Raw genomic sequence first — 21,492 nt, 5'->3', positions numbered from 1 at the left:
CTAATGAGCATCACAAGGTGCCTGGCTGCTAGGCTATGCTTGTAGGTCGATGAGGGCGTTATGGCATGAGTGCTCAGGAGTAAGGAAGGTTATATGAAGATTGCGCTAGCCATCGTTATCTTGCTGAGCTGTTGGGCGGTACTATTCACTAAACCGGCAGGCGCTGAAGAAACAATACGCCTCACCATTGGTGAATGGATGCCTTACCATTCAAAGAAGGCTGAGTATTACGGCGTGGGTTCGCGTATTGTCACCGAGGCCTTCGCGTTGCAGGGGGTCACGGTTGAATATGGCTGGTTTCCATGGTCTCGCGCTAAACATTTGGCGTCTGCTGGCGAGTGGGATGGCTGTGTGAGTTGGGCCCTAGTGCCAGAGTGGAAGAACATCTTTTATTTTAGCGATGAGCCTATCTACGAAGGTGCGGGTGTATTTTTTCACCTTAAAAGCTACCAATTTGATTGGCAAAATATCAGTGATCTATTTGGCATTCCTATGGGAGGAATACTGACCTATGCCTACCCTGGTATTCCAAAAGAGTATATGGAGTCTGGCCAAATTGAAATGGGAAGAGCACCGACCGAGCTGCAAAATTTTAAAATGTTGTTGAGTGGTCGAATAAAGCTCTTTCCTGAAAATATTGATGTTGGTTACCATATCTTGAAGCAGAACTTCCCTCCTGAGACAGTGGAGCGCTTTACTCACCACCCTAAACCACTTCAGCACTATACCTATCATATGATTTTGTCGAAAAAGGTCGAAGGAAATCAACGCATGATGGCCTTATTTAATAAAGGTCTGAAGCAATTAAAACAAAGTGGACGGTATGACGAGATTTTTAAAGAATCGGGAGTGAGGTGAAGCCCTTAAATCGTGATAATAATATCACCTTCTGTTTAGTGTCAGTTACCAGTGACGCTCTTCAACTAACTTACTGCCATGCTTGTCTTAATGTATGATGTATTTCCTATTGAGCTTATGCATACGGTATGAGGATTATAATGGTTGAGCCGGATATGGAAGTAACATTGCGCCCCGCAACAGAAGAAGATATTCCATTTTTATTGGAACTGCGGGTGATGACCATGAGCTCATATCTCAATGATAATGGTGTGCCATCTACTGAAGAAGAAAATCTATATCGCATTCGATATAACTTCGAAGATGCCCAAATAGTTGAAGTAAGAGGGCAGAGGGCAGGCTTATTTAAAGTAAGTCATTTGGCCGACTTGAATTGCTGGTATGTATTTCAAATACAGATACATCCAGAGTATCAAAATTTTAAAATAGGCAGCTATTTGCTCAAGTCGCTGATCAACAAAGCCAAAAGTGAGGCTAAAGGGGTACGGCTGGGAGTATTAAAAGGCAGTCCTGCTCTGAATCTTTATATTAAGCTCGGATTTACGGTCATTGAAGAAAATGAGCAAGAATATGAGCTGCTGCTACAGGGCTAGCCTGCTGGTGGTTTTTAACTTTGTTATGTCTTAGCGTTGCATCGCTAGGTTGAAGTTGACTGTAATGACAGGCCCTAGCACGGCAAGCACAGTTAGTTGAGTGCCAGGATTCTTTTGAACTGCGGATATTCTACAAGCCACTAGCCGTCCTGCTTTGCATACTGTTGATCCAATTATCGAGCAAAGCAGAACGAGATGTTATGAACGAACTCACCCTTTTATTGACCCTGGCAGTGGTGCATGTGGTGGCATTGATGAGCCCTGGGCCTGATTTTGCCTTAGTGGTGCAGAATGTCGCGCGCCATGGCCGTTATAGCGGGCTATGCATTGCATTGGGCCTGTCGCTCGGTATTTTGCTGCACACTGTGTTTAGCCTAACCGGTGTGAGTTACTTGATTCAGCAGCATGAGTCGGTGTTTGTTGTGTTGCAGCTGCTGGGCGGTAGTTATCTGCTGTATTTGGGGGTGAGCGCTCTGTGTGCCAGTTATCGCAGTTGGCGACAGCCGATCGCGGCATTTGAGTTGGTGCCGGCCGAGTCCCGACAATCGCCATTACAGGCGCTGCTGAAAGGGCTGGCGACTAACTTATTAAACCCCAAAGCGCTGGTGTTTTTTGTCAGCCTGATGTCGACCCTAGTTCCCCCAACCGTCAGCCTTGCGGTGAAAGGCTTAGCTGCGGCTATGTTGTTTGTGCTGTCGCTGCTGTGGTTCTCACTGCTGGCTTGGTGGCTGTCGTCGGCTGCAGTAGCACAGCGACTGGCACGTGCTGGCCGCTATATCGATGCCCTATGCGGTGCGCTATTCAGCCTGCTGGGTGGTGGCATAGTCATCGGAAATTTATAACCGGTGTGTGTACAAGCCGGTTCAGCCTGCTGGGTGGTGGCATAGTCATCGGAAATTTATAACCGGTATGCGTACAAGCCGGTTTAGCCTGCTGGGTGGTGGCATCGTCATCGGGAATCTATAGCCGTGCGTACGTACGGCCGAGTTAGCCAGCCGTACTAACACTATTTTAATTCATCATTCAGCAAGTCCAGCGGCAGCTCTGTAGTGTATTTCAGCTGGGTTATAGCGACACTGCTGTGCACTTCGCGTACCGCGGGCATTTGCGATAAATGATCACGAAAGAAGCGCTCATAACCCTGAATATCTTTCACCACGATGCGCAAGTGAAAGTCCATGCTGCCGGTCATGGTGTAACACTCGGTTACTTCGGGGAAAGCGCAAATGGCTTCTTCAAACTCCCTCAAAGACTGATCGGCATGGCCACTTAAGCGAACGTTAACAAACACCACCACTCCCAGGCCCAACTTGGGTGCGTCCAATAGCGCCACTCGCCTGCGTATCAGGCCGGCTTGCTCTAAGCGGTTTATCCGACGCCAGCAGGGCGACTGTGACAACCCAACCTGATTGGCCACTTCGGCGACCGAAAGGGTGGCGTCCTGTTGCAATATTTTGAGAATTTTCTTGTCAATTTTGGTCCATTTTTCCTGGGATAAATCTTCCATGTTGCTGCTCATGCTGGGATAAATATTTCTATAAAGTATCCATAAGGGCATGTTTTAGCAAATTTTATGTTATTTGTTGGAAGCTCTAGCTCAACTCATCCAGCCGTGATAACTCTGTAATAACACTGACCGCAACGCAGGCTGGTTTCGAACGCCTGTTTGAAATGTCAGGGAATTGACCAACAAAAATAACAATGCGCAGGAGCTCAACCATGAGACTGCAATCCGTAACGCTGGATGATAAGTACACCCGCACCGATGGCCCGGTTTACATGACGGGCATTCAAGCCCTGGTGCGCCTGCCGATGATTCAGGCACAGCGAGATCAGGCGGCCGGTTTGAATACCGCAGGTTATATCTCGGGTTACCGTGGTTCGCCCCTAGGTGGGTTGGACGCTGCTTTGTGGAGCGCGCAGAAATACCTTAAGCCCCATAACATCAAGTTTCAGCCAGCCATCAACGAAGACATGGGCGCGACTGCCGTGTGGGGCAGTCAGCAAGCCAATATGTACCCGGATGCCAAATACGACGGTGTATTTGCCATGTGGTATGGCAAGGGGCCGGGTGTCGATCGCTCCATGGATGTGCTGAAACATGCCAACGCCGCAGGCACCTCCAAACACGGCGGTGTGCTATTGGTGGCAGGGGATGATCACGCTTCCAAATCGTCGACCTTGCCGCACCAAAGCGAGCACATGATGATCGGCGCCAGCATTCCGGTATTAAATCCCGCTGGTGTGCAAGAAGTATTGGATTACGGAATTTATGGTTGGGAATTGTCCCGTTACAGCGGCTTATGGGTGTGCCTGAAGGCCATTACCGAAGTCATGGACAGCTCTCAGGTGGTTGATATCAATCACCACAGCATTGCAATAAATACCCCTACGGATTTTGAGCTGCCAGCCGATGGCATGCACATTCGCTGGCCGGACTCTCCCCAGGCACAAGAAGAGCGCTTAAACCGTTACAAAATCTACAGCGCCATTGCTTTTGCTCGCGCCAATGGTCTGAATAAAATTGTGGTCGATAGCAAAGAGCCGAAACTGGGCATTATTACCACGGGTAAGTCTTACCTGGATGTACGCCAAGCGTTGTCCGATCTGGGCATTGATGATCAGCTGGCCTGCGATATAGGCATTCGGGTATTTAAAGTGGGCATGAGCTGGCCACTAGATCCGGTATTGACCCACGAATTTGCCAAGGGTCTAGAAGAAGTGCTGGTGGTGGAGGAAAAACGCTCCATCTTGGAAGATCAGCTCACCGGCCAGCTGTATAACTGGCCAGTGGAAGAACGGCCACGCGTAGTGGGTGAATTTGACGAGCAGCGCAATGTACTGCTGCCCAACACCACCGAATTAACGCCGGCCATGATCGCCCGCGTGATTGCCGATCGCATTAAACAGTTTTACACCAGTGAGGTGGTGCAAGAGCGGCTGGAATTCTTAAATAAAAAAGAAGAGGCGTTGGCCAAGCCGCGTACTGGCATTGATCGGGTGCCGCATTATTGCTCTGGCTGTCCGCATAACAGCTCGACCAAGGTGCCTGAGGGCAGCCGTGCATTAGGGGGTATTGGCTGTCACTACATGGTGAACTGGATGGATCGCTCCACCTCGACCTTTACCCAAATGGGTGGCGAGGGGGTCACCTGGGTTGGTCAGGCGCCCTTTGTTGGCGATAAACACGTATTTCAAAACCTAGGTGACGGCACCTATTTCCACTCCGGCAGCTTGGCCATTCGTCAGGCAATCGCTTCCGGTGCCAATATTACTTATAAGATTTTGTATAACGATGCCGTTGCCATGACTGGCGGTCAGCCGATCGATGGCACCATGAGTGTTATGCAATTAACTCATCAACTGTATGGTGAAGGGGTTAAGCATATTTATTTGGTGAGTGACGATTTATCGAAGTTTACCAATAAATACGAGTTTGCCGACGGCACTAAGTTTTTTGATCGCAGCGAACTTGAGTTTGTGCAAAAAACCATGCGCGAATTGCCGGGTGTCTCTGTGCTGATCTACGAGCAAACCTGTGCTGCGGAAAAACGTCGCCGTCGTAAGCGCGGTAAAATGCCAGATCCACAAAAACGTGTGGTGATTAACCAGGAAGTGTGCGAAGGCTGTGGTGATTGCGGCGTGCAGTCTAATTGCTTATCGGTGGTGCCGAAAGAAACGGAACTGGGCCGTAAACGCAGCATTGATCAAGATGCCTGTAATAAAGACTTTAGCTGTTTAGATGGCTTTTGCCCAAGCTTTGTTACGGTCGAAGGGGGCAGCCTTAAAAAACACATTCCCGATGCCAATGTGGTGAATCAGGCGCCGTCACTGCTTAATTTGCCGGAGCCTAAACTGGCCGATGCCAGCGAGACCTGGAATATGGTGCTGACCGGCGTTGGCGGTACCGGTGTGGTTACCACCGCGGCGGTGATTGGTATGGCGGCTCATATTCAGGGGCTGGGTGTGTCGGTGCTGGATATGACAGGGCTAGCGCAAAAGTTTGGTGCGGTCATCAGTCATGTGCGTTTCGCCAATACACCAAACGATATTAACGCGGTGCGTATTCCGGCCGGTGAGGCCAATTTGCTACTGGGCTGTGATCTGGTGGTAAGCGCCAGTGACGAAGCCATGGCCAAGGTCAACGATAAACTCAGCTACGGCATTATTAATGATCATCAGGCCATTACTGCTGAATTTACTCGTAATGCCGATGCACAATTCCCTGCTGATGCAATGAAAGACACCATTCGTGATGGCGTTGGGGCTGATAAAACTCGTTTTGTTAATGCCACCCGTTTGGCCAAAGCCCTGTTGGGCGATGCCATGGCCACCAATATGTTTATGGTGGGCTATGCCATGCAACAGGGTTTATTGCCAATTTCGCCAGCGGCACTGGATCAAGCCATTGAACTCAATGGTGCAGCGGTCGAGGCTAATAAACAGGCAGTATTGTGGGGCCGTCGTGCGGCTCACGATCAGCTGGCGGTAGAAACCATCGTTAACCAGTTGCCAGGCACACCTAAACCATTCCAGCCACTAGAAAAGCTGGAAGATATCATTGCCGATCGTATTCAGCGCCTGACGGAATATCAGGATGCGGCGTATGCCCGTCAATATGAGCAATTGCTACAACAGGTACAGCAGGCGGAGCAGGAAAAATGTTCCGGCAGCACGCGCCTTACTAAGTTAGTGGCGCGTAACCTGTACAAGGTCATGGCCTATAAAGACGAATACGAAGTGGCACGCATGATGGCCGATGACAAATTTATGCACAGTGTACAGCAGCAATTCGAAGGTGATTTTAAGCTCAACTTCCACCTAGCGCCGCCATTGCTCGCAAAAATTAATCCAGGCACAGGCCGGCCCATTAAGCGCCAATTTGGTCCTTGGATGATGAAAGCCTTTGCGCTGTTGCGCCACATGAAATCATTGCGTGGCACTCAGCTGGATGTGTTTGGTTATACCGAAGAGCGCCGCGAAGAGCGTGCTCTGGTGCAGCGCTATCAGCAAACGCTGCGCGATATGTTGAAGCAACTGTCAGCCAGCAATATCACAGTGGCCATGCAGTACGCTCAGCTGCCTAACGAGATACGAGGATTTGGGCCGGTCAAAATGGCTAGCCTGGAAAAAGCAAAACAACAAGAACAGGCATTACTGGAGCAGTTTTTTGGTAGTCCAGTAAAGACCTTCCAACCGGCCAGTCAGAGGTAAGTTATGTCCGTTTTTTCTCATAAAGATTTTGATCACCATGAAGATGTGCACTTTCACCACGATCCGAAAACCGGGTTAAAAGCGATTGTGGCGGTACACAATACCAGTCGTGGACCGGCCTTAGGTGGTTGTCGCATGTTTGCTTATGCATCTGATGAAGAGGCATTAAGTGACGTACTGCGCTTGTCGCGTGGTATGAGCTATAAATCGGCCATGGCAAATCTGCCATTAGGCGGTGGTAAGTCGGTTATTATCGGCAACCCGGCTACACAAAAAACACCGGCGTTATTGCAGGCCATGGGTAAATTTGTGCACTCGCTGGGCGGTCAATATATTGCTGCCGAAGACTCAGGTACCAGTGTGCCCGATATCGAGCAGATGGGCAGTATGACCCCCCATGTCGCCGGTATTCAGAGCAAGATGGACGTCGATGGCAATCCTGTATCGGGCGATCCGTCACCATCTACCGCCTATGGTGTGTTTGTCGGTATTAAAGCGGCGGTTAAACATAAACTTGGCGGTGATTTACAGGGTGTACGTGTTGCTATTCAAGGCTTGGGTAATGTTGGCATGTATCTGGCGCAATATCTGGTGGATGCCGGTGCGGTATTAACCGTGTGTGATATTCATGAAGAAAAACTCAATATGGCCAAGCTGCGCTGGAATGCCACCATTGTGAGTGTCGATGATATCTTTAGCGCCGATGTTGATGTGTTTGCTCCATGCGCTATGGGCGGTGCCATTAACGACACTACCCTGCCGCAGATCAAAGCCAAAGTGATTGCCGGTGCTGCCAATAACCAGCTGGCCGAAAAACATCACGATAAAGCAGTGATGGAATGTGGCATCTTGTATGCGCCAGACTATGTCATTAATGCTGGCGGCATTATCGATGTTTCGTATGAAGGCCCGCAGTATTCGGCGCAGAAAGCCCGTGCCCATATCGATGGCATTGGCGCCACCTTAATGGAAATTTTTGAACGCTCAGACCTAACGGGTCAGCCAACTGAGCTGTTGGCAAACCAGATAGCCGAAGAGCGACTCCAGCTTAGAACCGCAGAGCATAGCCTCTGATCTCCCTTTGGCAGCCCTTTGGGCTGCCTTTTTTATTCAAAGGCAGTGCATGTTGCACTGCCTTGCTAGGTCCTGTTAACGTGATTTTGATCACGCTGTTATGAGCTGAAAACCCCTCAATCAAGGCGCGAAGATGGATGTTTAACCCGTTAAGCCACGTTCCTCATGCCTGACTCAAGAAAATCTAACTTCCAGCAGCAAAGAGCCAAATAGTGTTAATAGCCCCCAAATATTTATTGAAGCACTGGCTTGGCTGTTAAATAGATTCTTGCTGATAATACTGCTTAGGATATATATTTATTAACTATATCTAATCTTTCTTCCACCGATAGATCACCTTCAAGTCTGACAAGCTGGCAGTCTCGTTTTGATAGCCATTGGTTGTGCTGGAACAGGAGGCGCCAGTAATCAGCACTCTCATTGTTAACTTGATATGATGCTTGAATACTACCTCGCTTTTGAGCTGCTTTCACACAGAGTTATAACGGCGTGATACCATCGGTAAATCTAAAAACGCAAGAGGTAAAGGAATGACCACTATATATACCAAGCTGGCCGAGCAGTTTTCAATGGCTGAGTTGCAGGCTATTCCAGAAGTGACCTTGCTTAACCAACAACGTTTGCCCAGCTGGTTTAATGTCAGTGACTTAGTCAGTTCAACTATGTCTTTGGCCTGGGGAACCTTGCATCGTTATGCTCAGGTTGTTAATACCGGTGTTTTAGATATGCGTCTGGCTAATTTATGGTTTGGCTTTACTCTAAAACCACAGGGCTGGGAGATCGAAAGTGCCTGGGATAATATCGCCGGAGACTATCAAGCCCAAGACGGCTGGATTCGTTTGCACACCAATGCGCCACATCATAAAGCTGTAGTTCTGCAGGTGCTGGGTTGTGACTCCAATAAAGAGGCGGTACAACGAGCGGTCAGTCAGTACAGTGCCCGTGAGCTTGAAACACAGGTGGTTAAGCAGGGTGGCTGTGCAGCCGCTATGAACTCGATGGAGCAGTGGCGTAGTCACCCGGTAGGAAATTCGCTACAGAATGAACCTCAATTGCATTGGACCATTCAGCAGCATAGCAGTCAGGTGCCGTCGTCTATTTGTGCTAAAGGTCGAGAAGCTAATAGTGCAAAAGATCCAGCCAAACCCTTGGCTGGTATCAAGGTGCTGGATTTAACTCGAGTATTAGCAGGGCCAGTGGCTACGCGTTTTTTGGCGGCATTTGGTGCCGACGTATTGCGTATTGATCCTATGGGGTGGCAAGAGCCTAGTATTGAGCAAGAAGTCACTTTAGGTAAGCGCTGTGCGCGGCTTGATTTGACCAGTCAGCATGGCAGAGAGATATTTGATTCCTTGTTAAGCCAAGCCGATATTTTGGTGCATGGCTATCGCAGTGATGCATTACCGGGCTTGGGCTATTCATTAGAAAAACTGCAGAGACTTAATCCTGGGCTGATTAACGTCTGTCTAAATGCTTACGGTTGGAATAACGATTGGGTTGAACGTAGAGGTTTTGACAGTTTAGTGCAAATGAGCAGCGGTATTGCTCACTACGGTATGGAGCAATCTGGTAATAGTCGCCCTGTGCCTTTACCCGTGCAGGCGCTGGATCATGCAACGGGATACATTATGGCGGCTGCGGCCATACAGGCGCTGGAATTAAAGCGTGATCATGGCGTTATTAGTCAGGTTAAAACCTCACTAGCCTCGGTTGCTGAGCTATTGCTTTGCGACCCTTTACGCTCCCTGACTGGCACTATGGAAGATAAACAAGATGCTGACTTTAGCGACCAGGTTGAAGCAACCAGTTGGGGCGATGCCAATAGAATTAAATTCCCGTTTTCGGGCTCAGTGATTCAGCCAAGCTGGCCAAATGGTGCGGTTAAGTTGGGCACATCTCAGCCGCTATGGCAGTAGCACTATTTAGTGGCGTTAAAGCTTTGCTGAAAGTGCAGAAGCCCTAAACACAATTTCAGTTTTGTCTTTAAAGGCGCTTAATTGTTGAGTGAGGCGCCTTACATGCCTGACGTCGTGAGAAGTCACAGTGCCTATAGGTTCCGCCAGGACGGCAGAACCAGAAAACGGCCCACATGGTTGAAACCGGTGCGGCGACCACAGTACGGTGAACTTAGGAGGTTAGGCATGTATCGCGCAAAGTGGGGAGGTCGCCGTATAGATAAACGGATCTGAATTGAGCAATGCTTGCCTAAAGGTAAGTTATAGGTCAGCTTAGAATATTCCCTGTTTTTTGAGAGATCAGCATGATGACGATAGTATGCCGAAGAGTCTCGCCCAGCCATGTTGATTTCCCACTTTTGGTGAATGAGTTAAACGCTGTGTTGGCGAGTATTACTGACGATTCAGGTGAAAGCTCTTTTGCGGCTGATGACTTCGATCTTAGTCGAGATGGCTGTGTGCTGGTGTATGCCACATCCATCCCTGTAGCTTGTGGTGTGTTTCGCTATCATGCAGATCAAGCATGTGAGTTAAAGCGTATGTATTCAAAGCAGGCGGGTATGGGCTCGGTTTTGCTGGACGAGTTAGAGCGCTATGCCAAAGAAAGGCATTACAGTAAAGCTGTACTGTCGACCCGTGGTATAAATCATGTGGCAATCAACTTTTATCAGCGACATGGTTATCAGCAAATTGAAGCCTATGGTAAGTTCCGGGCATCATCGAAGTCGATCTGTATGGGCAAGTCACTGGTTTAAATTGTGCAATTGCCCACATAGGACAATCATCGTAAAAAAGTGTTTGCCCGGTACATGGTCCCAGCAGTTAATTTGTTTTATTGTTGACAAGCTGCTAATGGAGCACAGAGATGAACCTTTGTTTATTGATCGCAGGCGGTTTGAGTTCCCTAGCAGTTATTATGCACTTGGGCTGTATCTACTTTGGGGCGCCTTGGTATCGCTTTTTGGGCGCTGGCGAACAGATGGCTCAACTTGCTGAACAAGGCAGTATTCGACCTACCTTGATTACCGGTGGTATCTCTCTAGTACTGAGTATTTGGGCCCTTTATGCTTTCTCTGCTGCAGGATGGCTTCCTAAACTTCCTATGATGCGTCTACTTTTGATTGCCATCACCTTAGTGTATTTAGGACGTGGTTTACTGGGCTTTTTCTTTATCAGTCAGCCGATGGGGAGAAGCCCTGAATTCTGGATATGGAGCTCAACCATCTGCCTGGTCATTGGTCTAGTGCATATGCTGGGGGTAGTTCAGCAGTGGGAATACCTGTGACACTATTGGCAAGGCAATCATATGGAACAAAGATAAATAATCATGCGATTTAAGTCTTTCACTAATCCTATGTTGGTCTAGCAGGCATTCTGGCCTGAGATTTTCAGCAGGCGGTTGAGGGGCTGCGGCCATATTTCCTGCTACTGCCCAGTTAGAGCATATTGGCCGCACTGTGGTACCTGGTTCAGTCGCCCAGTACTAAGTTGATCTGTTGTGTATCTTTCCAGCGACAGGGCTACATGATTTTTTACCGCGGCGAAATAAAGAGCTGGGGCGTTAGACGCTTTGGAGTCTTTGCGCTACTCCTGCAACAGCGAGCGTATTAAAACGCCCACTGCAGTGCCAGGCTGTGTTGCTGCACACCCGGTTGCCACTGCCAGCGCCACTCTAGATGATGCAACAACACTATGCCGGCGTGTAAGGCATTACCCGATCGGTGATTTATTGGTGTGCCAATAAAGGCGGTGGAATAACTACCCGGTATAGGGATGACCCAGTCCAGCTGCAGCTGCCAGCGCTGGCCGTTAAAGTCAGCTTGGCTGCGCCAGAAAAAATCCGGGTCTTCGTTATGGTAGCCAAATCGCACACCACCGGGGCTATCATCATCAAGGCCGTGATAGCCCTGTAGCAACCACTGGGCGTGTGTGCTGGTGCTCAGCAGACATATCAGCAGCAGCCAATAACGCATCGTTATTCCCCTAAATACTCCAACAGCTCATTGAAGCTATTAGGTCCAAAGCAGGCAATGCCGTTGTCGCTTAACAAGGCGGCGGTTAACCCCTGGCCCTGAATTAATTGGCCGGAAAATTCACCGTTGTATATTTCACGACTGCCACAAGAAGGCGAACGGTCGGCCAGTAGCGCAGCAGATACTTGATGTTGCTGCGCCAGTGTTAATGCTTTGCGTGCCCCGGATTCAAATGCGCTGGTAAAATCCTCTCCACTTTGGGCAATAACACGCTGCTTGGATATTTCAGCCGCGGGCCTGGGAGTGGGCAAGCCTCCGGCGACCTCGGGACAAATGATCACTAACCGTTCTTGTGCCTGCCAGCGGTCAATATGGCGCTGCCAGCTTGTGAGTTTGTCTTGATTGCCACGGCCGTCGTAGCGTACCGGTTGGCCTAACAGACAAGCGCTGATGAGTATTTTATTGCTCATACTTAGCCTTGCTTTTTACATAAAAAATGCACGTAGCGCCCCAGGCGTCGATAAGGTTCTTGCAAGCCGAATTCTAGATCCGCTTGGTTTACCTTATCTTGGCCGATACGTTGGCGAATTTTCTGATGCATATGATCATGAATGCAGCGAATGCCGCGCCAGCGCTCGATACTAAAACCCAAGTCTTGCAAAGCCTGGGCAATGGCATCGGCATCCAGAGGATGTTGCGGTGCATTGCCTTGATGGCGCAAGCGTTCGGTGGCGGCGCTGGGTGCATGGGTGCGGCCATTCATCAGTTGACGCCACTGATGGCCATGTAAGTTATAAAACATCAACGATAGCCAGCCGCCTGGTTGCACCTTGGAGGCCAGCAGCGGTAACGCCTGCAGCGGCTGTTCCAGCCATTCCAATACCGCGTGGTTGAGTACCAGTGGATAACTGTGCGGGAAAAAATCATTCACTTGTTGCAGGCTGCCGAGCTGAGCGGTGAGCGGCAGCTGGGCCGCAGCAAACTGATCACGCGCCAGTGCTAACATTTCCTCAGACACATCTAATAACGACACTTGGGCGCCTTGTTGTGCCAGCTGCAAGCTGAACTGGCCTTGGCCGCCGCCAATATCGAGCAGCGGCTGGGCACTGTCTATGTTGCAATCGCTAAAATCCTGCGCCAGTGCCAGCAACCTTAGCTGCCCTCTAGGAGTCGCGTAAATGGTGCGACTGAAACGTTGGGCCAGGTCGTCAAAGTTGCGATCTGGGTGGCTAAGACGGGTGTCTGCGGTGGTCGGACGCGTGGTCATTGAGTATCGCTGTGGTTAAGGCCGTTAGGGCTATTGTACGTCAGTTGTTGAGGCAGCGGTGCCATGTCGATATGTCTATACTAAGCACTTGTCTGATGTATGGATGAAGTATTATGCCAGAGGGCAATGCCCTGCCGTGTAGTCATGGGGGAAATGGAGGAAGCAAAGCAGAAGGAACGACACCTTGCTGCCCGCTAGGTGAAGCCAGCTGTGACATCATTACCGAGCTGATGCAGCTGCGCCAGCAGGTGCTTACTGATCCACTCACGGGTTTATACAATGTGCGCCATTTTGTGGTGGCGTTAGAGCAAGAGTTGGAGCGTACTCAGCGTACCGGTATATCCACCGCTTTGATGATGATCGACCTGGATCATTTTAAGCGCATCAATGACCAATGGGGCCATGAGGTTGGCAACCGGGTATTGCGTGGCACCGCCAACTGTATTCGCGAGAATACTCGCAAACTTGATATTCAATGTCGTTATGGCGGAGAAGAATTTGCGGTGATTCTGCCCTCCACAGAACGTCGTTTAGCGCTGCAGGTCGCCGAGCGAGTTAGGGCAGCGCTGCAAGATACGCTGTTTTATATTGCCGACGATAGCGATCAAACCATCGCGGTAACGGCTTCTATTGGTTTGGCTTGGCATGGCACCGGGCAATGGCACAGCCAGCAATCTCTGGTGGAAGAAGCCGATCGCTACCTCTATCAAGCCAAGCAGCAAGGGCGAAATCAAGTCTGTTATGGCACGGAAGAGGCCACCGATGTCAGCGTCAGCAGTGGTGAAAAAGAGCTGCTGCACGATCTGTTTGCTAGCAGCAGCAATGACGATGATGACGAAGATTTCAGCGCTGCCGATGGCTGGGATGAAGACGATTAATGCGTCGCTTGTACCCAGTTCAGTAGTTCTTCAGCCGTTAAGCCAGCGGCGCGCTGACCACGTTCCACCTGCCACATTAATTGCGTCAGTGCCTGGTTAACCGGGGCATTGATGCCTTCTCGCTGGCCTTCGCTGACAACGGCACCGTTTAAAAACAAAACCTCTGTGGGGCGTTGATGCTGCAGGTCTTCCCACATGGATGAGCGTGCCAGTGGGTCAATGGCCAGCATGCGTTTGGCTAGGCGTTTAAATAACCAGTCTGGCAAGGTCATTAAGGCGGGCAGCCAAGTTGCGGGTAGTGGCGTTAAGCGAGCCAAGTGAACGTTTTTAGCTGCAGCGACTTCTAGTAGCTCTTGCATGGCCATGGCCAGCACTCGGCGGTAGCCACGTTGCTCTAATTGGGTTTTTAACGGCAGATCCGATAAGGCATTAATCACATTGTTTAAATTGAGCTGCAACTTGGCCCAACTGATAGCATCAAAATTCTGATCTAACTGGCAGTTCAGTCCTTGCTGTTGCCAGGCGGTTTGCAGTTGCACTAGGGCAGCGTCGTATTCGATGTGTATGTCGCCTTCGGTGCCGCGATGGAAATGCGCGCCTTGAGTGACAACATTAAAGCCAATAATGCCGCGCAGAATTTTGGCATCTGGACATTGCTGGCGTACAACGGCATCGCTGCCTAAGCCATTTTGCAAGCAAACGATACGACAGCCTGGGCGACAAAACCGGGCCAATTGCTCGGCGGCTTGTTCCATGGCTAAACATTTGAGTGTTACTAAAACGGTATCGGCTTTGGCGAGCACGCCAGGGTCTGTGCTGTAGGGTACATCTGTTAGCGTTTGCTGCTGACCCAGGTAGTCGCTGATTTTAATGCCGCCGGCGCTGCGAATTTGCTCGCTCAAACGTTCCCGCCCCAACAAGGTCACTGTTTGGCCAGCGGCGTGTAGGCTGGCTCCCAGGTAGCAGCCAATGGACCCTGCGCCGTAAATAACGGTATTCATAAAGGCTCCCGCATACATAGAAAGCGCAGTGTTGCGGATTTTTTCAGCCGCGACAAGCATGGCCCGAGTGACAAAAAGTTACAGTCGAGTCTATTGTGTTGCTCAGACCTAATTCGTACTGTGACCCTATAACAATAACTATCGAGGCAGAAAAATGATGTTAGGCCAAATGATGGACCGCCCGCTGTTGATCTCCAGTTTATTGGAACATGCCGAGTCGACCCATCCCAACACAGAGATCGTCAGTCGCCGCTGCGAAGGTGATATTCATCGCTATCAAATGCGTGACGCCGCACAACGTGCGCGCCAGTTAGCCAATGCATTGCAAAGTTTGGGGGTGCAGCAGGGCGATCGCATCGCCACACTGGCCTGGAATAGCTATCGACATTTTGAATTGTATTATGGCGTGTCGGGATACGGTGCCGTTTTACATACCATTAATCCGCGTCTGTTTTCTGAGCAGCTGGTTTATATTATTAACCACGCCGAAGACAGCTATATTTTTGTCGATTTAACCTTTGTGCCACTGTTAGAGGCCATTCAATCGCAGTTGAACTCAGTAAAAGGCTACGTGATTCTCGCAGATAAAGAGCATATGCCAGAGACTTCATTGGCCAATGTTCTGTGTTATGAAACCTTGTTAGCTGAGCAATCCAGTGAGTTTCAATGGCCGGAATTTGATGAACGCAGCGCTGCGAGTATGTGTTACACCTCTGGCACCACAGGACACCCAAAAGGCGTGTTGTACAGTCACCGATCAACGGTTATTCACGCCATGGCTTCTATTGGCGAAGAGGCATTGGGCTTAGCATCTACCTCTTGCTTTTTGCCTGTGGTGCCCATGTTTCATGTCAATGCCTGGGGCACACCTTATTCTGCTGCTATCACCGGCGCTAAACAGGTATTTCCAGGCCCCGGTATGGATGGTGAATCCTTATGGCAATTAATTGATGCAGAAAAGCCCGATTTATTATTGGGTGTGCCAACGGTCTGGTTAATGCTGCTTAACCATATGGATGCCATTGGTAAAAAACTGCAGTCGGTTAACAACGTAGTGGTTGGCGGTGCCGCAGCTCCTTTATCCATGATTAAAGCCTTTCAGGAAAAGCACGATGCCTTCTTGATTCACGCCTGGGGCATGACCGAAATGAGCCCTATCGGTACCGTTAATGCCCACAATATCCATATGGAATCCATGCCATTAGAGCAACGCTATCAACTGCAACTAAAGCAGGGGCGGCCTATTTATGGTGTGGAAATGAAGATTGTTGATGATGCTGGTCAAACCCTAACCAATGATGGCGTGGCTTATGGTCGGTTATTGGTCCGTGGCCCATGGATTGTTAGTGGGTATTATAAACATGATGATCAAAGCAGCTTTATTGATGGCTGGTTTGATACCGGTGATGTCGCTACCATCGATGAAAACAACTATCTACATATTGTTGATCGCAGTAAAGACGTTATTAAATCGGGTGGCGAATGGATCAGCTCAATAGATCTTGAAAATGCTGCGGTAGGCCATCCGGAGCTGGTAGAGTGCTGCGTGATCGGGGTGCGCCATGAAAAATGGGATGAAAGACCTTTGCTGTTGGCGGTACGCAAGCCGGGCAGTCAGGTCTGTGCCGATGACATTAAAGAGTTCTTGCAGGATAAAATTGCCAAGTGGTGGTTGCCTGATGCCGTGGTGTTTGTTGATGAGCTACCTCATACCGCAACCGGCAAGTTGTTAAAAATCAATCTTAGACAGCAGTACCAGGATTATCTGCTGGAACCGGCTTGATTCGTTTTCAATCTGATCTTTGCGGCCCTCCAAACCGAGGGCCGATTACTGGCTCTGCCAGTCCTTTATGAAAAATACCACGTTGACAGCCAGTGCTTAACAGGCCCTAGTTTTGTGCATCACAATGCATGCCACCGCCAAACTCCAGGGCTCCTTGTTGAAACTCACTGTGCTCAACCAACTTACCAAAACGATACAGCTGCACATCAATTTGGGCATTCATGGTTTTAGCCGAAGGGAACTCGGCATTAAATACCTGCATGGATGGCAAGGTTGAATCCTCAAAGTCTTCAGGGTTGGCGCTGGCATGAATACGCAATTCTTTGCCTAAACCTTTTAGCGAAATATCTAACACTCCTTCACAGGGTGATAAGGTTCTTTCTACCGTAAGACCTGCAATGGAGGGCATAAAGGTCATGCTATTGGAGTCGGAGCGATAGCGGCCGGCCCACATTTCTATGGCAAACCCTTCATCTGAGCCACCTGCTAACATCAGTTGGCGATCTGCTCGGGTCGCCATCACAAAAGCATAATTGGTGGCTTGGCTGGTACTCCAGCCTTTGTCGATATAGGTCGAGGCGATGCCTTGGTGTTGTGCGTAGTCTGCACTAAAAGCATATTGGGCTGGTGTTGCTAGGCTGAATACAAACCAACGGTTGGCCACATTGGGCAAGGATGTGAGCAAACTATAGGGGCTGGCGCCTTTATTTAACCGCCAGTAATGCTGGTGTGGCCCGCTCAGGTCTGATGAAAAGGAAAACTCAGCGGTATTAATGCGAATGTGGCTTTCGCTCATCTCGGCCACGCCAGGGATAACAAACGAAAATCCGTATTGGCTGTCTTCTTTGCTCACCACGTCAACCTGATCATATAAATAGTCGTAGCTGCGGATCTTGCCATTCACTGGGGTGTAGACCAGATGTAAATATCCTCGTAACTTGGATTCTGGATCATCGGCATAAATAAAGGTTTGAAGGCTGATTTTAAAATAGCCCACACCCGGATCGTTAAAATAATAGAACCATTGCTCGTTCCAGGGTTGGTCAGATGGACTATGAGGCTTGAGATCTGCCAGCTTGGTGGCTAATACTGGAAGACTGATAAGCAGTATCAATAAGGCTAAAAAACGGGCGGATAGTGTCATCTTTAATACTCTATGCAGTGGTGATGGATATAAAAAAGGGCCGTATTAACGGCCCTGACTGCCTATCAAATTGCTATTTGCACACCCTGGCATCGGTGAAAAAACCACCACTTTGACAACTAGTGCCTTCTTCACAGTGACTGTCATCGGTGCAGTAGCATTCACCGCGAAGATTACAGCCGGGAGTGAGGTAGTTGCTTAATGGGTCTTCTCCAGTCGCACGCTGCCAGAAGGGGTTGGTAAAGACATTGTATGGATCAACCTCTTGTTTAAATGCCAGGAAGTCATTCCATTTCGGGAATCTGGATGGCATATCTTCAAAGATGGCGACGGAATTTTTGCCCCAGTGTGGTCGAGCACCATACTTGCGCAACGACATTTGCTCGATTTCTAGGTTAACAAAGTAGTTTTTCGGCACCGCAGCACCTTCTTGACGTAAGGTATATTCGATGCCGGCAAAAGCGCTATCACGGCCGGCACTCATACCCAGGTAGCTATCTGATGCTTTACCAAAACGGAAATAGATACCGTTGAGTGGGAAGCAGGTACGAGGGTTGTTATCGAGAATCTTACGCACGTCAGCAATCCAGTTGGGTAACTGTTCAAATGGAATCGCCACTTCCTGCAGGGCAATGGGCAGTTTGTCCCACACACATTTGTCAGGGTCTTTGCACTGGAAGTACTGCATACGGTCGGAATAGCCGACAGGCTTATAGCTCTTAAACCCGGTGTCTAGATTACGGAAGTAGGAGCCATCACGGGCACCGTAACGTACCGCCGCAGCAAAACACTGCAAGCTTGAGTTTTTGGTCTCATGCAATGCATCAAACAGCAAGCCAAAAAAGTATTCTTGAATATCAGAAACATCGGCCTGGGCATTGTAATCATTGCCTTTGGTGCTGAGTGGAACCTCATTGTACAAGGTGGTGGTATAGCGGCCTAAACCAGGGAACCAAGCTACATTGGCCGAGTAGTTATTGCGAGCAATGTCGAGAATAACATCTTCTAAATCGCTGTCATTGCGATAGCCTTTGACATCGGCTTTCACTTTAAAGGCTGGCTCTAATTGCACGGTGGCTTCGACCACAACACCCAGTACACCCAGGTTAACGCGGGCTGCATTAAGGTCTTCACCGGTTAATACTCTGACATCACCTAAGCCATCTACAATTTTCATAGAGGTAACATAGTCGGCGATCATGTTGCTTTTTTTCTGGAAGGTCGAGCCATGGGTGCCACTGCCCAACATGCCACCAATGGTAAAGGTACCCAACTCAGTGACCATATTTACGGCTAGGCCTTTATCACGCAGAAAATCATTAAATTGATTAAAACGCATGCCTGCTTCTACGGTGATGGTCATGGCATCAGGATCAAAGTCGACCACATCTGTCATATTTTCCAAGGTGATCTGTACCTGACCATCCTGGGTACAGGCGGCATCAATCTGGCTGGCAAACTTACGATTGCCGGTCATGATGGTATTACCATTGACCAGTGCATCTCGCACTATGTCTTGCACTTGTTCGATGCTACTGGGGCTATGAATAATGCTGGGTGAGCATTCATAGGTGCCCTGGTAGTTTTTTAACTTTTCATTTTCGTCGGAATACAAAGAATACGACGTGCCGAGAATGGTGCTGGCGGCCAGTAGCGGCAGCCATAGTTTTTTTAGTTGCATTGAGCGTCTCCTTGCGACGTGGTTTATCCAAACTGGGGCAATAGGTGGCTATCAATGAGGTCGCGCACTTTGCGACTGTGCTGGGGCTGCTTGGCGCGTAAAAAGTCGCCGTAATTGGCCTTGTAAATGCCAGTGGGTCTTGGGCCAATGGCGTCGACCCAAAGAGCATGATTAGTGGTGGCAAAATTCAACTGCTGGCTGGCGAGCTTGCAAATCGGGCCTGCGGCCAGATCTTTCGCATCGAAGAACCAGTATTCTTTGCCATTTGATTGTGCCGTGGACGGTTGATTACGCACCACGGCGGTGAATAAATAGCCATCGTCTTGGGCACTGGAACCTTTTCGTGCCATAAATTGCGGTGTGCGCACGACACAGTCTTGCGGGAAGGTATAGGAGTCGGTGATGCGCATTTGTTGACAGTCCATGTGCACGATGGACGATGGAATGGCTTGCCTAGGCAGGCTGTCGTTGTCGTACAGTCTGCCAGGATAATCTTCATAGGCCCGGGCGACTCGACGAGGTAAATGCTCAGGGCGATAACCAATGGCGGACCAGTAGATATGCTCAAATTTTTCCGGGAACTGGAAATGGCCACGATAGGCAGGATCGTTCATGTCCCATAACAGGTTTTCATCACGTATCACACGAAAGTCTTGTTTAATTTCTTCAGCGTGATGATCACTGACCCACAAGCGTGCCCGCACTAAGCCACCCACATCGACCGGCGCTACGGGGTAGCCAGATAGCTCTCGATCTACCCGGCCGCCGAAGTACAGTCGCTCCCAATTAAACAATTGTTCAGACTTATCCATGGCACCCAAGTACTGGCCATATAGCGTGATTTCTCCCCCGGTATCGTCAAAGTCACACATAATGTCTGAGGTATCAAAATCTAGCTCAACATAATCAGCAACTACCTGCTGCTGATTATTGATCAGATCGCGCTTGCGAATTATCCACACAGGGGTTTTATGTTGTTGCGGTGTAACGATTGTGGTTCCCAGGATGCGCGTCGCTTCAACACGTGCTGCCGTCTGAAATATCAAAATATGATGGCGTGTGACACCTAAGGAATGTGATGTGGTTTCCAACCAAGCGTTATTACCGTCACGATCAACGACGGTCCAACGTTGTAGTGGCCCGTTGAGGTCCCAATGAATCAAGTGTAAAAAGGCATCGTTCCGCCCCATAGTACCTACATTGCCACCATAATTGATGGTGAAACATTCTTGGCTTTCTAGGTCAAAAAACGGATGGCCTGTAGTTCTGATTTGTGGGAATAGGTGCTTTTGGGGTGTTAACGCATCAATAAAGGGTGGCAGGCTGGATTTCCACTCCGTTGGCAATCCGATTGGGGTAATCAAATCTAGCGTGGTAGCATCGAACTCAAACGGCATGCCACCTTCGTAGCTAAATGCAAAACGGTTGTTGCCCATATAGTTGGGTGCCGTATTGCAGTAATTCATATAACCCAAAGTTAAACTTTGATAAATGGTGCCACCCATCAGATTAAACTTGTCCAGCCCATGGGTGATATGGGTTTGTAAAATGGCAGACGGGGTATCGATCATTTTGCGAGTGAACTGGATATCGTTATCACCGATATCCAGTCGTGTCACGGCGCCGCGACCATTGGGGCTTAAGTGATTTTTCTCTAGCGGAATGCCTTCGGCTATAAATACATGGCCATACATATCATTGGGAATATAGCCTTCCAGTAGGTCTAGTGTACCGCTGCTGGCTTCTAAGCTGCCGTGCATGATGGAAATAGGAAAACTCGAATCTTCTAGTGCCGATTGAGCCATTGCGGTGGAAGGGAGTAGCGGGGTTGCTGCCGCTACTTTAAGAAATTCACGTCGTTTCATCGCCAGATCCGGTTATTATTAATGAGTTTTCATAGACAAAAGTCAGCCTGTATCACTAGCATGGTGAAAAAACGGCACCTACGTAGCGCCGATAAAAACTAGACTTAAGTATGATGAGGCGACGTGTTCGGACGTATGCTGGCGTTCAATACCTGCCCGCTACATTTAGGGAGTTTCTGAATTATTCAGGGGTTCCTTGCCTGTGA

18 protein-coding genes are annotated in these 21,492 nt (G+C 49.3%); 10 read left to right on the top strand and 8 right to left on the bottom strand.

Annotated elements, in window-relative coordinates; genetic code table 11:
* The first annotated feature begins 93 nt into the window (after nt 1-93).
* From AC55FS_RS16995 to AC55FS_RS16985, 3 genes are all read left to right on the top strand, one after another.
* Nucleotides 94-858: a substrate-binding periplasmic protein gene (locus AC55FS_RS16995; RefSeq protein ID WP_496933465.1), complete on the top strand. Its 765-nt coding sequence runs from the start codon at nt 94-96 to the stop codon at nt 856-858.
* Between the two features lie 140 nt (nt 859-998).
* Nucleotides 999-1,451, top strand: coding sequence for a GNAT family N-acetyltransferase (locus AC55FS_RS16990; RefSeq protein ID WP_496933464.1), 453 nt, complete (start codon nt 999-1,001; stop codon nt 1,449-1,451).
* A 200-nt stretch (nt 1,452-1,651) separates the two neighbouring features.
* A complete protein-coding gene (locus tag AC55FS_RS16985; protein ID WP_496933462.1) occupies nt 1,652-2,293 on the top strand; it encodes a LysE family translocator in 642 nt (213 codons plus the stop codon).
* Nucleotides 2,294-2,457: 164 nt separating this feature from the next.
* Here the strand turns inward: AC55FS_RS16985 and AC55FS_RS16980 are convergent, their stop codons facing one another.
* Complete coding sequence (locus AC55FS_RS16980; protein WP_496933461.1) at nt 2,458-2,958, bottom strand: Lrp/AsnC family transcriptional regulator; 501 nt, start codon at nt 2,956-2,958, stop codon at nt 2,458-2,460.
* Nucleotides 2,959-3,170: 212 nt separating this feature from the next.
* Here AC55FS_RS16980 and AC55FS_RS16975 point away from each other — a divergent pair, with 212 nt between their 5' ends.
* The 5 genes from AC55FS_RS16975 to AC55FS_RS16955 all read left to right on the top strand — a co-directional run bounded on the left by AC55FS_RS16975 (nt 3,171) and on the right by AC55FS_RS16955 (nt 10,979).
* A complete protein-coding gene (locus tag AC55FS_RS16975) occupies nt 3,171-6,665 on the top strand; it encodes an indolepyruvate ferredoxin oxidoreductase family protein (protein ID WP_496933460.1) in 3,495 nt (1,164 codons plus the stop codon).
* A gap of 3 nt (nt 6,666-6,668) precedes the next feature.
* Complete coding sequence (locus AC55FS_RS16970; RefSeq protein WP_496933459.1) at nt 6,669-7,739, top strand: Glu/Leu/Phe/Val family dehydrogenase; 1,071 nt, start codon at nt 6,669-6,671, stop codon at nt 7,737-7,739.
* 530 nt (nt 7,740-8,269) lie between these two features.
* Nucleotides 8,270-9,655: a CoA transferase gene (locus tag AC55FS_RS16965; protein ID WP_496933458.1), complete on the top strand. Its 1,386-nt coding sequence runs from the start codon at nt 8,270-8,272 to the stop codon at nt 9,653-9,655.
* A 344-nt stretch (nt 9,656-9,999) separates the two neighbouring features.
* On the top strand, nt 10,000-10,449 hold the full coding sequence (locus tag AC55FS_RS16960; RefSeq protein ID WP_496933457.1) for a GNAT family N-acetyltransferase: 450 nt from the start codon (nt 10,000-10,002) through the stop codon (nt 10,447-10,449).
* Nucleotides 10,450-10,673: 224 nt separating this feature from the next.
* Nucleotides 10,674-10,979, top strand: coding sequence for a hypothetical protein (locus AC55FS_RS16955; RefSeq protein WP_496933456.1), 306 nt, complete (start codon nt 10,674-10,676; stop codon nt 10,977-10,979).
* A gap of 322 nt (nt 10,980-11,301) precedes the next feature.
* On the opposite strand, the gene AC55FS_RS16950 is transcribed toward AC55FS_RS16955, so the two are convergent.
* The 3 genes from AC55FS_RS16950 to AC55FS_RS16940 are packed head-to-tail and all read right to left on the bottom strand — an operon-like array spanning nt 11,302 to nt 12,934.
* On the bottom strand, nt 11,302-11,667 hold the full coding sequence (locus tag AC55FS_RS16950; RefSeq protein ID WP_496933455.1) for a hypothetical protein: 366 nt from the start codon (nt 11,665-11,667) through the stop codon (nt 11,302-11,304).
* Between the two features lie 2 nt (nt 11,668-11,669).
* On the bottom strand, nt 11,670-12,137 hold the full coding sequence (locus AC55FS_RS16945) for a 2-thiouracil desulfurase family protein (protein WP_496933454.1): 468 nt from the start codon (nt 12,135-12,137) through the stop codon (nt 11,670-11,672).
* A gap of 2 nt (nt 12,138-12,139) precedes the next feature.
* Nucleotides 12,140-12,934, bottom strand: coding sequence for a methyltransferase domain-containing protein (locus AC55FS_RS16940; protein WP_496933453.1), 795 nt, complete (start codon nt 12,932-12,934; stop codon nt 12,140-12,142).
* Nucleotides 12,935-13,047: 113 nt separating this feature from the next.
* Between AC55FS_RS16940 and AC55FS_RS16935 the strand changes: the two genes are divergently transcribed.
* Nucleotides 13,048-13,812 carry a GGDEF domain-containing protein gene (locus AC55FS_RS16935; RefSeq protein WP_496933452.1) on the top strand — a complete coding sequence of 255 codons (765 nt, stop codon included), beginning with the start codon at nt 13,048-13,050 and terminating at the stop codon, nt 13,810-13,812.
* On the opposite strand, the gene AC55FS_RS16930 is transcribed toward AC55FS_RS16935, so the two are convergent.
* Nucleotides 13,809-14,813, bottom strand: a complete 1,005-nt coding sequence (locus AC55FS_RS16930) for a 2-dehydropantoate 2-reductase (RefSeq protein ID WP_496933451.1) — start codon at nt 14,811-14,813, stop codon at nt 13,809-13,811. The genes AC55FS_RS16935 and AC55FS_RS16930 overlap by 4 nt on opposite strands.
* A gap of 154 nt (nt 14,814-14,967) precedes the next feature.
* Between AC55FS_RS16930 and AC55FS_RS16925 the strand changes: the two genes are divergently transcribed.
* Entirely contained in the window at nt 14,968-16,596 is a 1,629-nt protein-coding gene (locus AC55FS_RS16925) for a 3-(methylthio)propionyl-CoA ligase (protein WP_496933450.1), read from the top strand.
* 106 nt (nt 16,597-16,702) lie between these two features.
* Here the strand turns inward: AC55FS_RS16925 and AC55FS_RS16920 are convergent, their stop codons facing one another.
* From AC55FS_RS16920 to AC55FS_RS16910, 3 genes are all read right to left on the bottom strand, one after another.
* Nucleotides 16,703-17,740 carry a hypothetical protein gene (locus tag AC55FS_RS16920; RefSeq protein ID WP_496933449.1) on the bottom strand — a complete coding sequence of 346 codons (1,038 nt, stop codon included), beginning with the start codon at nt 17,738-17,740 and terminating at the stop codon, nt 16,703-16,705.
* A 73-nt stretch (nt 17,741-17,813) separates the two neighbouring features.
* Complete coding sequence (locus AC55FS_RS16915) at nt 17,814-19,421, bottom strand: D-arabinono-1,4-lactone oxidase (protein ID WP_496933448.1); 1,608 nt, start codon at nt 19,419-19,421, stop codon at nt 17,814-17,816.
* Nucleotides 19,422-19,444: 23 nt separating this feature from the next.
* Nucleotides 19,445-21,286 carry a carotenoid oxygenase family protein gene (locus AC55FS_RS16910; RefSeq protein WP_496933447.1) on the bottom strand — a complete coding sequence of 614 codons (1,842 nt, stop codon included), beginning with the start codon at nt 21,284-21,286 and terminating at the stop codon, nt 19,445-19,447.
* Nucleotides 21,287-21,492: the final 206 nt, after the last annotated feature.

It is taken from the genome of Bacterioplanes sp. CLAM21 (assembly GCF_059641015.1).
The sequence above is the reverse complement of the archived record's forward strand: the minus strand, read 5'-3'. Positions and strand labels throughout refer to the sequence as shown.